This is a genomic window from Zemynaea arenosa (assembly GCF_004614185.1).
GTDB lineage: Bacteria > Pseudomonadota > Gammaproteobacteria > Burkholderiales > Burkholderiaceae_D > Telluria > Telluria arenosa.
In genome coordinates, this window is sequence record NZ_SPVF01000180.1 from 11,773 (window position 1) to 26,758 (window position 14,986).

Consider the following 14,986-nt stretch of genomic DNA (forward strand, 5'->3'; position numbering starts at 1 on the left):
GGAAAAGAAACCGCGGGGGTGCGGCGGTATCCACGATTATTTCATAAGTGATGCTGTAGCGAAACTATGTCTTGCAACTAAAAGGCAATGCGCAGACGACAACACGCCACAACCGGGCCGTGAGACCAGGCTGTGGCGGAATCGGCGACCAGGACAGCGCGAGATCAGTGCGCCGGCTGCTTGCCTTGGGCGTGCTCGTTGGCGCCACCCACGTCCGGCGGCATCTTGGCCTTGCCGGTGGAGTCGTGCTTGGCCGCGTTCAGGTGCTGCTCGACCGTCGGGATCATCTTGTCGGCCAGGGCTTTCACGTCCGCATCCTTGGCTTTTTTGGAGATGCCCTTCAGCTTGGCCAGCACCATGGTGTGGTCCTGCACCCCGCCCTTGGCCATGTAGGCCTTGTCGAAGGCCGCGCCCGACATGCCGTTCAGCTTGGCCGCTTCCGCGTTGTGCTTGGCGTCCAGCGAGCCCGGCAGCATGACGTTCTTGGCCTGGGCCAGCTGCTGCACTTCGGTGAGCGCCTTGCTGTGGTCGTCGATCATCTGCTGGGCGAAGCGCTTGACTTCATCGCTGGTGCCCTTGGTCTGGGCCATCTTGCCCATCTCGACCTCGGCCATGTTGGCCATCGCCATGTCCACCACGGCAGCCTGGTCTGCCTTGTTCAGGCTGCTCTTCGCCATGGCCGACGCGGGCGCCGAGCCTGCGGCCGAGGCCTGGCCGGACGCCATGCCGGACGCGCTGGTGCCGCCCGAGCCGCCCATCTGGTTGGTCGGGTCCTTGGCCAGCTTCTGGTTATTGGACTGCGGCGTGCCCGATTCGGTGGCGCCGGCCGCCGTGGTGCCGCGCTGGCCGGTGGTTTGGTTGGGGTTCGCGGGTGCCTGGGCCGTCTGCGCCATTGCCGACATTGCCAGGAACAGAGCCGATGCGCCCACGGCGCCCTGCCACATTGTCTTTGCCATCGTTGTTCTCCTTTGTTATGCGGGTGGTTATCGAGCTGAGTCTAGCGGCGTTGTTGTTCTGACCGCGCGCGTTAGCCGATCAGCAACTATCGGCCGGCGCAGACCGTCTGATACCGAACTGATACGAACGTGATACCGCTCTGGACTGTTGAGCATTTAGTTGCAGCGGGACAATTCACCCCATCAGTTCACCGCACCGGAACCCAGCATGACCAAGCTCACCACCGCCCTCGTCCATGAATTTCGCGCCGCCCGCGAGTCCGGCGCCGGGGGCCGCCGCTTCCAGGCGATTCTCCCCATGAACCGCTGCCTCGGCCTGCAGGACAGCATCGTCTCCGGCAACGGCATGTTCCACGCCCGGCTCAGCGAGGATGGCGTGTTCCGCGTGCTGCGCGGGGCTGACGCGGCCAGCGAACGCGGCTGTCTGTGGGATTCGCGCCGGGCCGGACCCGGCGGCCGCTTTTTCGCCCTGGTCCAGAGCGATGGCAACTTCTGCGTCTACCGTGGGGACGACCTGTCCGCCAACCAGGGCTGGCAGTGGGGCACCCAGATGACGGCCGATGGCGGCCAGTTCTACGCCGTGCTGCGCGACAACGGCGAGTTCTCGATCTGCCGCGGGAGCGGCCCGACCAACTTCGGCGGCGTGGTCTGGAGCACCGGCGTGACCGACCCGGTGCGCGCCATCGACGAGGTGGTACGCATCGACTACGACCTGGACGGCGCCGAGATCGTCCAGTCCCGCCCCTCGGACCTGTACCGCGAAACCGTCCGCAACAACAGCGCCCAGGCGCAAACCAGCCTGATCACCGGCTCCGTGACGGTCTCCGATACCGCGGGCTGGCAGGATGAGCTCGGCTCGGCTGCGGCCTGCAGTCTGGAGATCAAGTCACGCATCCCGATCATGGTCGACGGCAAGGTGATCCTGACGGCCGAGGCGGCTCACCCGTTCACCCGCAACGGCGCCACCACCACCGCCAAGACCTGGGGCTTCAACGCCCCGGCCGCGGTCCAGGCCAATTCGTCCATGATGTGCCTGGTGTCTGCGATGCGTACCACCATCACGGTGCCGTACACGATGTCCGGACTGTTCACCCTGGAGTCCGGGGTCCAGGTCAGCGGGACCATCGGCGGCACCTACACCGGCGCCAACTGCCACGACCTGGCGGTCACCCTGACCACCTTCGACCTCGGGCCGGACGAGAGCTACAGCGTGACCCGCCCGCTGTCGCCGATGCCGCTGATCATCGGCCCGTCGACCCAGCACCCGGCCAACGCCAGCTCCTACTTCTGAGCCCGCCATGTGCAAGGAAGACGACCTTACCCCGGCCACCGGCCTGCCGTTCAGCTGCTGTGGCGGCCACACCGAGGCGGACCAACGCTTGATGGAACTGGGTTTTCAGATTGTCTACACCCGCCTGCGGGCGGCCGAATCATCCCTACTGACCAAGGACGAGACCATGCCCGCCCGTGCCGCCTGAAACCAACAGTCGCCCTGCCCCGTGCTATTAATAGCCGCACGGCAATGTTATAGTCTCCGTTATGAATGCGGAGTCATCCCTGCCAGTCCAGCCCAGCGACGGCCGTATCGTCCTTGACGCCGGACTGCTGAAGGCCCTGCGCAAGACGCGCGGCCTGTCGCAGGATGCCCTCGCCGACCTGTGCTTCAGCCGCCAGGTCCCGGTCTCGATCGCCTCCATCAAGCGCGCCGAAACCGGCAAGCCGGTGCTGTACCGCACCGCGCGCCACCTCGCCTCCATCCTCGACGTCGCCCTCGACGAGCTGCTGCCCGAAGGCGCGCTCGCGCCGGACGACGGCGAGGCGCCCACCCTGCCCGCTCCAAGCGCCCCCAGTGCAGCCGCCGCGCCGCCCGGCGACGCCCTGGTGGTGGCCAGCGAAGGCGTGCGCTACGTGATCCAGCTGCATATCGAACTGTCCTCCGCGCCCGAGCCGGAAGGCGAAACCCTGCACGACATCGCCGGCGTGGCCGGCCAGTACGGCGGCCGCGTGGACAGCATCGACGGCAGCCGCGTGACCTGCGTATTCGGTCTCCCGCAGGCCTACCGCAGCGACGCCGAGCGTGCCGCGCGCTGTGCGCTCGCGCTGGCGCGCCGCCTGGTGGTGCACGGCGGCCGCGCGATGGCCCTGCGCCTGGTGCGCAGGCAGGACGGCGACGGCAGCGGCAGCCCGCTGGACCTGGCGGTGCCCGACCTGCGCCAGTACGGCAGCAGCCAGTTCTCCGCCCTGCCCGTCTACGTGGCCCGCAACCTGAGCGCGCAGCTGCAGCAGCGCTTCGGCATCGCGCAGGCGGCGCACCGCTTCCCCGGCTACCTGGAACTGGGCGCACCGCTGGACACCGACACCGCGCGCACACCCCTCGTCGGCCGCGTGGTCGAAACCCGCCAGTTCGACGTGATCGCTGCCTCGGCCACCGAAATGCAGAGCGGCCAGCTGGTCTACCTGCGCGGCCCGGCCGGGGTAGGCAAATCGCGCCTGGCGCAGGAATGCGCACAGATCGCCCGCACCGCCGGCTTCCGCTGCCACAGCGCGGAAGTGCAGGACACGGGGGCGGACAGCTGGCGCGCCCCGCTCGAGCAGCTGGCCCGCAGCCTGTTCGGCATGAACGCGGGCGAGACCGACGAAGACGCCATCGACGCCACCATGGCCGAACTGCACCTCCCGCGCGACTGGACCATCTTCTACCGCGCCCTGACCGGCGCGCGCATGACGTCCGACCAGCTGACCGTGTATGCCGCCATGAGCCACGCGGTGCGCGACCAGGGCATCGCCACCGCGCTCAATACGCTGATCCTGAAAATGGCGCTGGCGGGCCCCCTGCTGCTCACCATCGAAGACGTGCACTGGGGCGACAGCTACCTGTTCGATGCCCTGGGCGGCCTGGTGGCGCTGTCGCGCGAGGCGCCGCTCGTGTGGGTGCTGACTTCGCGCGTGGAGCACGATCCGCTGGACAGCGCCCTGCGCCCGCACCTGTTCGACCTGCCGGTGGCCGTGTTCGACCTCGCCCCCATGAACCCGCGCGACGCGCTGGCACTCGCGGAGCAGTTCCCCGAACTCGACGAGACCTACCGCCGCCGCTGCGTCGAACGGGCGCAGGGCAATGCGCTGTTCCTCACCCAGCTCCTGGCAAGCCCGGACAACAACCTGCCGGACAGCCTGAAGCACCTGATCCAGGCCCGCCTGGACACCCTGCCGCCGCTGCACCGGCGCGCCCTGCGCACCGCCGCGGTGCTGGGCAATCGCTGGGAGCTGGAGCTGCTGCGCGAAGCCATCGATGACGCGAGCTACGAACCGGAAGGCGCGGGCCGCAACCTGCTGGTGCGGCGCGTGGCGCCCGGCGTGTACGCCTTCGTGCACGACCTGGTCATGCACTGCATCTATGAGTCGATCGATGCGGGCCAGCTGCGCCGCCTGCACCGTGGCGTGGCCGCGCTGTACCGCGAACGCGACCCCGCGGCCGCAGCCCAGCACCTGTACCGCGCCGAGGATCCGGGCGCCTTCGACATGATGCTGCGCGCGATCCGCGACAAGCTCACCGCGCACCAGTACGAGGACGCGCTCGAACTCACGGCCCAGTGCAGCGCCGCCGACTCCACCCGCTATTCGTCCTTCACCTTGGCGCTACTGCAGTCGCAGGCCACCGCCGGCATGGGCCGCATCGCGCAAGCCAGGGAGCGTTACGAGCACGCGCTGATGCTGGCCGGCCGCCCGCAGGAAAAGATCGACGCGGTGATCGGCCTGGCCAGCACCCTCAACATCCTCGATGAACTGGACGAGGAAGAGCGCCTGATCGACGAGACCCTGCCACTGGCGCGTTCCATCAACGCCGACGCGGCGCTCGGCAAGCTGCTGTACCTGAAGGGGAATATCTATTTCCCGCGCGGGAACTACACCGAATGCCGCCGCCATCATGAAGACGCGGTGCGCCATGCGCGCGCGGGCGGCACCACCGAGACCGAGGCCCGCGCCCTCTCCGGCATGGGCGACTCGTACTATGCCCAAGGCCGCATGCAGAAGGCCTACGAGGTGTTCGGCCAGTGCATCGCCATGTGCGAGGAGCACCGGCTGGTGGGCATCGAAGCCTCCAACCGCTCCGCGCTCGGCTCCACCCGCATCTACCTCGGCCAGCCGGATGACGCGGTGGCAGATGCGCTGGAATCGGCCGCCATCGCGCGCAAGGTCGGCAACCGCCGCGCCGAGGTGTTCGCGCGCATGACCGCGGGCTGGGTGCTCACCGCCACCGGCCAGGTCGACCGCGCCACCGAGGAAGTCGAGACCAGCCTGGATATGGCCCGTGCGATCGGCGCCGCGCGCTTCGAAGGGTTCCTGATGGAGAGCCAGGCCCGTTTGGCGTGGCTGCGCGGCGAACGTGGCGAGGCCGAACGCATCATCCGCGACGCTGCCGAATTCGTGGAGCGCCAGAAGCTGCAGCGCTTCATCGGCCCCTGGGTGCTCGGCACCCTGGCCCTGTTCACCAGCGACGCCACCACGCGCAAGAAGGCGCTGCTGCGCGGCGCCTCCCAGCTCACGCAGGACAGCCTCGCACACAACGCCTACCGCTTCTATGTGAACGCGGCGGAGGCGGCGCTGCTCGATGGCGACACCATCACCGCCGAATTCTATGCCGAGCAGCTGGCCGCCAGCGCCGGGCCGGAGTCCTGCCGCTGGGTGGATCACCACACCGCGCTGATCGCGGCCTATGCCCGCTGGGCCGAGCAGCCATCGGGCGAGGCACGAGCCGCGCTGGCATCGCTGCGCGCCGATGGCCACCGCTACGGCTTCGCGCAGGCGACTCCGCGGCTGTTCGAACACCTCGCCGACATCTGATTTCCCCACCGCCGAAAGGATGACCATGACCGACCGCCGCGCCGCCTTCAACGCGCAGCTGGATGCCGCCGCGACCACCCTCGCCAGGCTGCAGCAGCTCAATCCCATGCTGATCGACGTGTCCCTGCGCGAGCCCTGCTTCTCCTCCTATCTCGGGCACACGCTGGAACAGAAGCTGCAGATCCTGCCGCTGGTGGACGGCTTCGGCTTCAAGAACAAGATCGTCGCGACCTTTGACTATCAGGATCCTTTGCACGAGGAAGTCGAGGACCAGTTCCTGGCCTGGCTGAACCAGCACCAGTATGACCTGACCGGCGCGCTGGCCGGGTCGCAGGTCGGCAAGTTCGGTCCTGAGGGCGTGTTCGTCCCGGACGTGAGCATGCAGAAGGTGGTCAGGTACGGCGTGCCGAACACCCTGCACGAGATCTACCTGCTGCCCGCCGGGCAGCCGTTCGACGTGGTCGCGGAACGCGTGCGCGCCAGCCTGGCCTGGCTGCGGGCCAACATGACCGGTGACGGTGGCGGCGCGCCGCGCATCTACATGAACGTGGTGGACCTGGCCGATGCCTTCTTCAAGACCCCGCAGCTGGCCTACGACATGCTGATGCTGCTGGCCGAGGAAAACGTCACCGGCCTCTCGTTCGAGGACGACCGCGGCACCTACTTCCCGTTCCAGATCGGTGCCGTGGTGCGTGCGGCCAAGGCCGTGCTGCGCGAAGGGCAGCAGGTACTGTTCCACTGCCACGCGGGGAACGGCATGGAAAACGCCTCTGCCATCGAGGCGCTGCTGGCGGGGGCCGATGGGTACTGGGGCGGCATGGAGAAGGAATCCTCCACCATCGGCCACGCCTCGCTCGGTGAGCTGATCGCGAACCTGGTCCGCGCGGGGAACGCCAACATGGCGCAGTACCAGCTGGACCAGCTGCTGCCCGTGGCGCACGCCATGCACGAGATCAACCACAACGAACCGACGCCGCGCACCTGGCCGATCGCGGGCACGGATGCGTACCGCGAAATGCTGATCAGCTTCCGCCAGGTGCCGGACCGCTTCATGGATCTCCCGCCCGAGAAAATCGGCGGCAGCTATACCTACCGGATCGCGCCCACCGGCAGCGACGTCGACGCCATCACCGGCCGCGTGGCCGAGCTGCTGGGCACCACCATCAGCGCCACGGTGGCCAACAAGATGATCCTCCTGATGCGCACCGACCTGCTGAACGGCGTGCGCATGTCCTACGACGATACCGCGAGCCTGCGCCAGCTCCTGCACCGCGCGCAGACCCGCCTGCGCATGCCGCTGTCCGAGGTTTGACTTCTATTCAGCGGTCACGGAAGCGGCCGCGGAACCATTGGGCGCTCGCTTCGTCGGCCGGGAAGAAGGATTCGAGGCGCAGTTCGTGGACCGTGACGTCGTGCGGCGTGCCGAGCGTGGTGATGGTCGTGAACAGGTTCAGCTCGACCCCATCGCGCGCGATCGTCAGCGGCATGAAGGGCAAGGCGCGGCGGTCCAGGTTGGGCACATGGCCGACCGAAGGCATGTCGGGGAAGGCGGACAGCTCCGCCAATAGCGCCGTGGCTTCGCTGCCCGGACCATCGGCCATGGCTTCGCGCTGGATCCACAGCAGCGTGTCCGCGCACACGGCCTGCCAGTTCACCAGATGGCGGCGCACGCCGTTCGGGTCCAGCATCAGCTTGAGCACATTGATGGACCCGTCGCGCGGAATCGCCGCCTCCTCCGGCATCCCGAGCAGCCATTTCATCATCCCCGCCGCGGGCTCGTTGAACATCACCAGGTTCCACAAGCGGTCCACCACCAGCGCGGGAAACGGCGCCTGCTGGCGCAGCATGAAGTCGAGGGCCTGCATCACGCTGGCCAGCTCCGGGTCGGACATGCTGCGCTCCTGGTAGGCGGGCGCGAATCCGGCGGACAGCAGCATCGCGTTGCGCTGCCGAAGCGGCACGTCCAGCACGATGCCCAGCTTGAGGATCAGCTCCCGGCTGGGCTGGGAGCGGCCGCTTTCGAGAAAACTCAGGTGGCGCTGCGACACCTCGCTCTCCGTGGACAGGCGCAGCTGGCTGTACCCCCGCTTGGTGCGCCAGTAGCGCAGTGCGGATGCGAAGTCGCTGAAGTAGTTGTCGCCGGCAGCATTGCCGCGCTGGTGTCGTTGCGCGGCCGCGCCGCGAAGGTCTTCTTCCCTCATGAACCCTCCCGTGATCAATGGCGCGCCCAATTTAACCGCCCGCACGGATGAACTCAAGCAGGTCCGCGTTCACGCGGTCGACGTGGGTGATGAACATGCCGTGGGCCGCGCCGTGGTACACCTTCAGTTCCACATCGTGGATCAAGGCGGCGCTGCGGCGCGCGGTGAGCTCCAGGGGAGCCGAGACATCGATGTCGCCGGCGATCAGCAGGACGGGGACGTCGATGGCGCGCAGTTCGTTCACCATATCCGAGGTCTCCACCGCGATATTGCAGTCGTGGAGGGCTTGAAGCGAGCAGCCCATGCACATATTGGTCAGCCAGTTTTTTGTCGTGGCGTTGGCGCCAGGGACGAAAGGCTCGATGTTCGCTTCGATCCATTCGGGCAGATCGCGCATCAGCTGCATGCGGAACTGGGCGAGCAGCGCCGGGTCGATCCCGCTGGGGTTATTGGGGCTGACCGTCACCCCCGGCGTCATGGCGCCCAGCAGGGCCACGCGCGCAATCCGTCCGCTGCCAAAACGCGTGAGGTAGCGGACGATCTCATTGCAGCCCATCGAGTGCCCGACCAGGGTCACGTCGCGCAGGTCCAGCGCTTCGATGACGGCGGCGATGTCGCCGGCCAGCGTGTCGAAGTCGTAGCCGCGGCCCGGGTCGCTGGAGCGGCCATGCCCGCGGCGGTCGAAGGCGATGCAGCGCAGGCCCTGGCGGCTGAGGGCCAGGGTCTGGTAGCCCCATGAATCGGACGGCATGGCCCAGCCGCCGACGAACAGCACCGGGCGGCCATGGCCCCAGTCGCGGTAGAACAGGTGGACGCCGTCTTCGGTGGCGATGAGGTTGGGGGAGTGGATGCGGGCAGTCATGCTGGTCTCCATGGGGTGGCGTGTTCGATGGAGCCATTGTGCAGACCGCGTGCCGTGGCGGCGATTACCTGCCAGGTCATGATCGGCCCGCTTGTCGCTACCAGCCGGAAAGATGAGTAACCCTCCGGCAATACCACTTCATTACCTTTTGTCATAGCGTGGCGATGCAAAGTCATTATTCGCCTGTGGCAAAGTCATCAATACTTGTCCGCAACTGGTCAGAAACCAGTTCAAGACCACAGGAGACAGACATGACTTACGAGAAAAAACCGCTCGCAGTAGCGGTATCGGCTGCTTTGCTGACGCTGGCATCGCAGGCCGCCCCGGCGCAAAGCGCACCCGCCCCGGACCTGGGCCAAGTGCAGACCGTGGAGGTGACGGGTATCCGTGCGTCCATGGAAAAATCCCTGAATGTGAAAAAGAACGCCACCGCCAACGTGGAGGTCGTGACGGCCGAAGACGTCGGCAAGATGCCGGACAAGAACTTGGCCGACTCCCTGCAGCGCCTGCCCGGTGTGGCGGTGAGGACCGACTACGACGAGGCGGAAAAGGTCGCGATGCGGGGCACCAACCCCGACATGACGCTGATTATCTTCAACGGCCACACCGTCTCCGGCGGCGACTGGTATGTGGCTGACCAGGGTTCCAGCAGCCGGTCCACCAGCCTGTCGCTGATGCCGTCTTCGGTGCTGAACCAGGCCCTGGTGTACAAGACCTCGCAGGCCAACATCGCCGACGGCGGCCTGGCGGGCACCGTCAACGTCACCACCCGCAAGCCGCTGGCGCAGAAAGAGCGCTTCTCGGGCGTGCTCAGCGGCGGCATGAGCTACGCCGACCTGCCGGGCAAGAGCGCGCCGGACCTGAATGCCATGTTCAACTGGAAGAACGAGGCCGGCACCATGGGCCTGATCGTCCAGGCCTTCGCCGAAAAGCGCTACGTGCGCCGCGATTCGGCCTCGCGCTTCGCCTACAGCGGCGGCAGCGGCTGGGACGTGATCAACACCGCCACCATGAAGGGCATCACCGACGAGTCGCTGGCCGGTACCGGCCTCAAGGCGGCGGACCTGAACGGCGTACGGATCCCCGGTTCGATGAGCATGGAATTCGTCGAAGGCGTGCGTGACCGCAAGGGCGGCATGTTCTCGCTGGAGTTCAAGCCGAACCAGGACCTCGACGTGACCATGACCGGCTTCCACTCGGGCATGAACGCGAACAATTACGGCCGTTTGAACGCGGGCGCCATGTTCAGCATGCTGCTGGGCCGCGGCGGCGTGCAAGGCGGCGCCACGCCGACCAATTCGAACGGCAAGCAGGTCTACGCGATGATCAAGAATCCGGTCATCGTCAACGAGACCACGATCTATGGCCACCAGCTGAAGGTACTGAAGGCCGCCGACATCGTCTACCCGGACGGCACCACCCCGCAGTACATCGGCGAAACCGAAGGCGCCTACCGCGACGGCGCGCGTGCCACCTCGGCCTTCCTGGACTTGGACGCCAAGTACCGCTTCAGCCAGGACCTGACCGTCAAGACCTTGCTGTCGACCACCAAAGGCGTCGGCAAGACCGGCCTCGACCAGGGCCTGACCTATTCGCGTTACGGCACCGGCGTGTCCTACCGCCTGGGCGACGTGGACGAGGCGCCGTATGTGAAGTGGCTGGGCACCGGCCCCAACGTCCCGGGCCGCAATGCCGACGGCAGCGGCTTTGTGCTGAGCGGCCGCGCCGCATCCGGCATCGTCACCAACGACAAGGAAACCAGCGGCCAGGTCGACGCCGAATACCGCCTCGAGAAAGGCTGGATGCAGTCGCTCGAAGCCGGCGCGCGCTACTCGGACCACCGCCGTGACAGCGCCCGCCGCTATCCGACCTTCCGCACCCCGCTGGACACCAGCAACCTGGCGGTGAGTTCCTTCATCCCCTATCCGGACGATTTCGGCAGCGGCCTGGGCGGCCCGGCGGGCTGGGACAACACCAGCTGGACCATGACCCCGGAAACGATGAAAGCGTACTTCGCGGCCAACACCAAGGCCACCACCGACCAGTGGGAGCGCCGCATCTCGTCCGAGCTGAACATGCGCGAACGCCAGACCGCGGCTTACCTGATGGCGAACCTGGAAGGCGAAGGCTGGTCCGGCAACGTGGGCCTGCGTGCGGTGCGCACGCGCATCAACGCCGACATTCCGATGCCGATCCCGGTCGGCACCTGCGCGCGTTCCGCGCCGGGCCAGGCGCCGATTCCGTGCCCGCAATTCCCCGGCGCGATCACGGACACCAACGAGGGCCAGTCCTACTACGACGACCAGACCAACCCAGCGACCAAGTTCAACCCGCTGGCCGGCCTGACCTACTACAAGCTAGCCAGCGACCGCACCTTCAACAACATCCTGCCGAGCCTGAACCTGCGTTACGAGCTGCAGAAGGATATGGTGGCCCGCTTCGGCGCCAGCAAGACCATCGGCCGCCAGAACTACAACCTGCTGGGCGCCGGCTACGGCACCCCGACTTGCAACGACAACGGCTGCACCGTCACGGGCCCGAACCCGAACCTCGCACCGATGACGGCCAAGAACCTGGACGCCTCGTGGTCGTGGTTCTTCGCCAAGCGTTCGCTGGTGGCGGTGGATGTGTTCTACTCGAAGATCAGCGGCTATCCGAAGACCGGCGTGGGCACCGACACCATCGACCTGCTCGATCCGAAGACCTCGCAGGTGCGCACGTTCAAGGTGCAGACCGCCTCGCAGCAAGGCGCCCGCATCTCCGGCATCGAACTGTCGTACGAGCAGCCGCTGTGGAATTCCGGCTTCGGCTTCACCTCGAACGTCAGCCGCGCCAAGACCAAGGTCGACGACGGCCGTCCGATGGTCGGTGCCTCGGAATGGTCCGCCAACCTGGGCGGCTATTTCGAGAACGACCGGCTGTCGGCGCGCCTGGTGGCGAACTACCGCAGCGAGTACGTGAATACCAGCACGGCGCCGGCGGCGAATGCGAACAGCCAGGGCCTGTCGGTCATCAACGGGATCGAAATGCCGGCGGCGCCGACCATCGCGGCCCCGGTGACCACCGTGGCCTTCAACGCCAGCTACAGCATCACGCCGAACCTGGTGCTGACGTTCGATGCGACCAACCTGACCAACGTCCGCCGCGCGCAATATCGCTACAGCGAGGAAGAGCAGCAGAAGCTGGACGTGATCGGCCGCCAGTACTACGTCAACCTGAAGTACAAGTTCTGAGTCTCCTGGGCGATGCCGCGGCCTGCGCCGCGGTGTCCCGCCCACTTTCAACGCCGGCCTCGTGCCGGCGTTTTTTCATTCCGCCTGCGCTGGCGCAGCTACAATCGGCGGCATGACTTCTTCCCCCTCTGCCATCGATCCGCGCTACCTCGCGACGAGTCCTTATATCGACCACGATCATCCCGCCGTGCGCGCCCGAGCGCGCGAGCTGGCCGCGGGAGCGGAGAATGCCGATGCGATCGCGGAGCGCTGCTTCGTGTTCGTACGCGACGAGATCCGCCATTCGGTGGATTACAAGATGAATCCGGTCACGTGCAAGGCCTCGGATGTGCTGCAGCACCGCACCGGCTACTGCTACGCCAAGAGCCACCTGCTGGCGGCCCTGCTGCGCGCGAACGGCATTGCGGCGGGGCTGTGCTACCAGCGGCTCTCGCTCGGTGACGAGGGCGCGCCCTTCTGCCTGCATGGCCTGAATGCCGTGTACCTCCCGCGGCATGGGTGGTACCGCATCGACCCGCGCGGGAACAAGCCGGGCGTGGACGCGCAATTCACGCCGCCGGTCGAACGGCTGGCCTTCGCCACGCGCGCGCCGCACGAGGCGGACCTGACCGGGATCCACGCCGAGCCTCTGCCCAGCGTGATCGCGGCGCTGGAGTCGCACGGCACCTGGGATGCCGTGCTGGCCAATCTGCCCGACGCGGAGCCCTCTGCCGTTTAGAACGACTTGCTCAGGCTGAGCGAGAAGGTGCGGCCGCGGCCCGCCCAGTAGGCGGTGGGGTCCTTGTAGTTGGCCGACTGCGCGTAGTAGCCGATGTACTGGCGGTCGAACAGGTTCTCGATGCCCGCGCCGATTTTGCCGTAGGCGGTGTCCCAGCTGGCTGCGGTGTCCACCAGCGTGTAGCCGCGGAAGTGCTCTTCCAGGTTCGCGGTCCCGACCACGCGGCCGAAGTTCACATCGCGGTCTTCCAAACGCGTGGCTTGCAGGCGCACCGAGACATCGCTGCGCGGCTGCCAGTTGGTGCCCAGGACCGTCTTGTCCGGCCCCTGCGAACGCGCGCCCAGCGCCAGGTCCATCGGCGCGCCGGCGGTGGCAGCCGTGGTGCCGCGCGTGCGGGCGTGGCTGCCAAACACATTCCACTGTTTCGACAGGCGCGCGTCGCCGGACAGCTCCCAGCCGGTGACCGTGGTCGGCACGCGGTCCAGCACACCGATGCCCGCGGAGTTGATGCGCAAGACGGTGCCCAGCTTGGAGCGCGAGTCGTAGTACGAGGCGCCCAGGCTCCCGGCCTTGCCACGCCAGTTCACGCCGATCTCGTTGTTGCGGGTGACGACCGGCTCCAGCTCGAACAGGCCCGCCACGGACTGGCCCGGGCGGTTCACGGCGCGCAGCACCAGGCCCACGTCCGGCAGGCCAAAGCCTTCCGCGCTGGAGACGAAGGCGGACCAGCCGGGCGCGAAGCGCATCACCACGCCGAGGTTCTTCACCGCCTTGACGAACGAGCGCTCGCCGCCGCCCACCAGCCGGCTGCCATAGGCCGCCAGCGTGGTGTAGCTGTCCACGTTCAGGCGCGCGCGTTCCTGCCGCACGCCGCCCCGCACGGTGAACCTGCCCCATTCGTATTCGAGCTGGGTGAACGGCGCGGTGGAGCGGAAGTCCAGGCGCGGCACCCAGGTGCGCTGGGTCGCTGCCAGGTGCTGTTCGGTGCGATCGCGCAGCACGTCCAGGCCTGCCGTGAGTTCGAGCCCCGTCACCAGCACGTCCGGCCGGACCCAGGTCATCTTCAGGCCCGCCTTGTCGGCCACGATCTCGGACTGGTCGTAAAGCGTGCCCACCGGGGCGATCGCCTTGTCCTGGAAGGTGGAGGTGTTGGTGGCGCCGTACAGGGAGGCGAAGTCCTGCTTGAACACCTGGGCGGTGAAGGCGCCGCCCGCGAGGTCCGCGTGGCGGTAGTCGAAGCTTGCGCTCTTCACTTCATTGCGCGGCGGGGCGCCGGGCGGCGTGCCTTTGACCGCGGTAGTCGGGACGCCCTTCGCCACATCGGCATTCACGTTGCGGTAGTCGCCATCGCCTTCGAAGTGGAAGCGGTTGTACGAGACCTGCAGGCGCTGGTCGCCAATGTTCTTGCCCAGCTTGAGGAAGATGTCGTGGCCACCCGCGTCGTTGGTGTCGCCCTGCACCACATCCAGGCCGAGGCGGCGACCAGCCCCGTCGTAGCCCACGCCGCGGTGCTGGGTGCCGAGGTAACCGAAGAAGTCGAACGCCTCCGACTTGTGCGCCAGGCTGTAGCCGAGCTTCCAGTCCAGCGAGTCGTCGCGGAATTGCGAGGACAGGCGGGCGCTGACGGTGAATTTGGTACCGGGTTCGCGCGGCGTCCTGGTGATGTAGTTGATGATGCCGCCGGTGGCGCCCAGGCCCTGCATGGCGGAGGCGCCGTTGATCACTTCGATGCGTTCGATCACGGCGGTGTCGGCGAAGTAGCCCTCACGCATGCCGGCGCGCAGCGGGTTCGATTGCGGGATGCCGTCCAGCAGGATCAGCGGCTGGCGGCCGCGCAGGGACTCGCCGGTCGAGGTCATCTTCTGGCGGCTGGGCGCATAGCCGGGGATGTACAGGGCCAGTGCCTGGGAAGGGTCGTCCGCCAGCTGGTACTGGCGGTCCAGCTCGGCCTGGCTGATCACGGAGACGGCGCCCGGTATCTTGTCCACGGCCTTGGCGGTGCGGGTGGCGGTGACGACCACCTCGCTGGCGGCAGCAGCCTCCTGGGCCTGCGCGGGCAGGACGGTGGCGAGGCAGGCGGCGGCCGCAGCGCGGGCCAGGACGTGAAGCTGAGGCATCAAATACTCCGAGGAATCTATTGTTGAGAATTGAAATGATAACCATTCTCATTTACA

The 14,986-nt window shown here is 67.2% G+C and carries 10 protein-coding genes; 6 read left to right on the forward strand and 4 right to left on the reverse strand.

The genetic code is table 11. From position 1 onward, the window contains the following. Positions 1-164: 164 nt before the first annotated feature. Positions 165-956: a DUF4142 domain-containing protein gene (locus E4L96_RS14205; protein ID WP_229414486.1), complete on the reverse strand. Its 792-nt coding sequence runs from the start codon at positions 954-956 to the stop codon at positions 165-167. 208 nt (positions 957-1,164) lie between these two features. On the opposite strand from E4L96_RS14205, the gene E4L96_RS14210 reads away from it, so the two are divergent. The 4 genes from E4L96_RS14210 (at position 1,165) to E4L96_RS14225 (ending at position 7,110) form a co-directional block, all read left to right on the forward strand. After that, positions 1,165-2,247, forward strand: a complete 1,083-nt coding sequence (locus tag E4L96_RS14210) for a hypothetical protein (protein WP_135207881.1) — start codon at positions 1,165-1,167, stop codon at positions 2,245-2,247. 7 nt (positions 2,248-2,254) lie between these two features. Continuing rightward, positions 2,255-2,434: a hypothetical protein gene (locus E4L96_RS14215; protein WP_135207882.1), complete on the forward strand. Its 180-nt coding sequence runs from the start codon at positions 2,255-2,257 to the stop codon at positions 2,432-2,434. A gap of 61 nt (positions 2,435-2,495) precedes the next feature. After that, on the forward strand, positions 2,496-5,798 hold the full coding sequence (locus E4L96_RS14220; RefSeq protein WP_135207883.1) for a tetratricopeptide repeat protein: 3,303 nt from the start codon (positions 2,496-2,498) through the stop codon (positions 5,796-5,798). Between the two features lie 25 nt (positions 5,799-5,823). Continuing rightward, positions 5,824-7,110, forward strand: coding sequence for a beta/alpha barrel domain-containing protein (locus E4L96_RS14225; protein ID WP_167758693.1), 1,287 nt, complete (start codon positions 5,824-5,826; stop codon positions 7,108-7,110). 7 nt (positions 7,111-7,117) lie between these two features. Here E4L96_RS14225 and E4L96_RS14230 read toward each other — a convergent pair whose 3' ends face one another. Together E4L96_RS14230 and E4L96_RS14235 are read right to left on the reverse strand one after the other, a co-directional pair. Further along, positions 7,118-7,999, reverse strand: coding sequence for a helix-turn-helix domain-containing protein (locus tag E4L96_RS14230; protein WP_135207885.1), 882 nt, complete (start codon positions 7,997-7,999; stop codon positions 7,118-7,120). Between the two features lie 31 nt (positions 8,000-8,030). Continuing rightward, complete coding sequence (locus tag E4L96_RS14235) at positions 8,031-8,861, reverse strand: alpha/beta fold hydrolase (RefSeq protein ID WP_135207886.1); 831 nt, start codon at positions 8,859-8,861, stop codon at positions 8,031-8,033. Positions 8,862-9,112: 251 nt separating this feature from the next. On the opposite strand from E4L96_RS14235, the gene E4L96_RS14240 reads away from it, so the two are divergent. After that, positions 9,113-12,094 carry a TonB-dependent receptor gene (locus E4L96_RS14240; protein WP_135207887.1) on the forward strand — a complete coding sequence of 994 codons (2,982 nt, stop codon included), beginning with the start codon at positions 9,113-9,115 and terminating at the stop codon, positions 12,092-12,094. Positions 12,095-12,206: 112 nt separating this feature from the next. After that, a complete protein-coding gene (locus E4L96_RS14245; protein WP_135207888.1) occupies positions 12,207-12,812 on the forward strand; it encodes a transglutaminase-like domain-containing protein in 606 nt (201 codons plus the stop codon). On the opposite strand, the gene E4L96_RS14250 is transcribed toward E4L96_RS14245, so the two are convergent. After that, the gene (locus E4L96_RS14250) at positions 12,809-14,929 is read right to left on the reverse strand and encodes a TonB-dependent receptor (RefSeq protein WP_135207889.1); all 2,121 of its coding nucleotides are present in this window, start codon (positions 14,927-14,929) and stop codon (positions 12,809-12,811) included. The two genes, E4L96_RS14245 and E4L96_RS14250, sit on opposite strands and share 4 nt — an antisense overlap. Between the last annotated feature and the right edge of the window lie 57 nt (positions 14,930-14,986).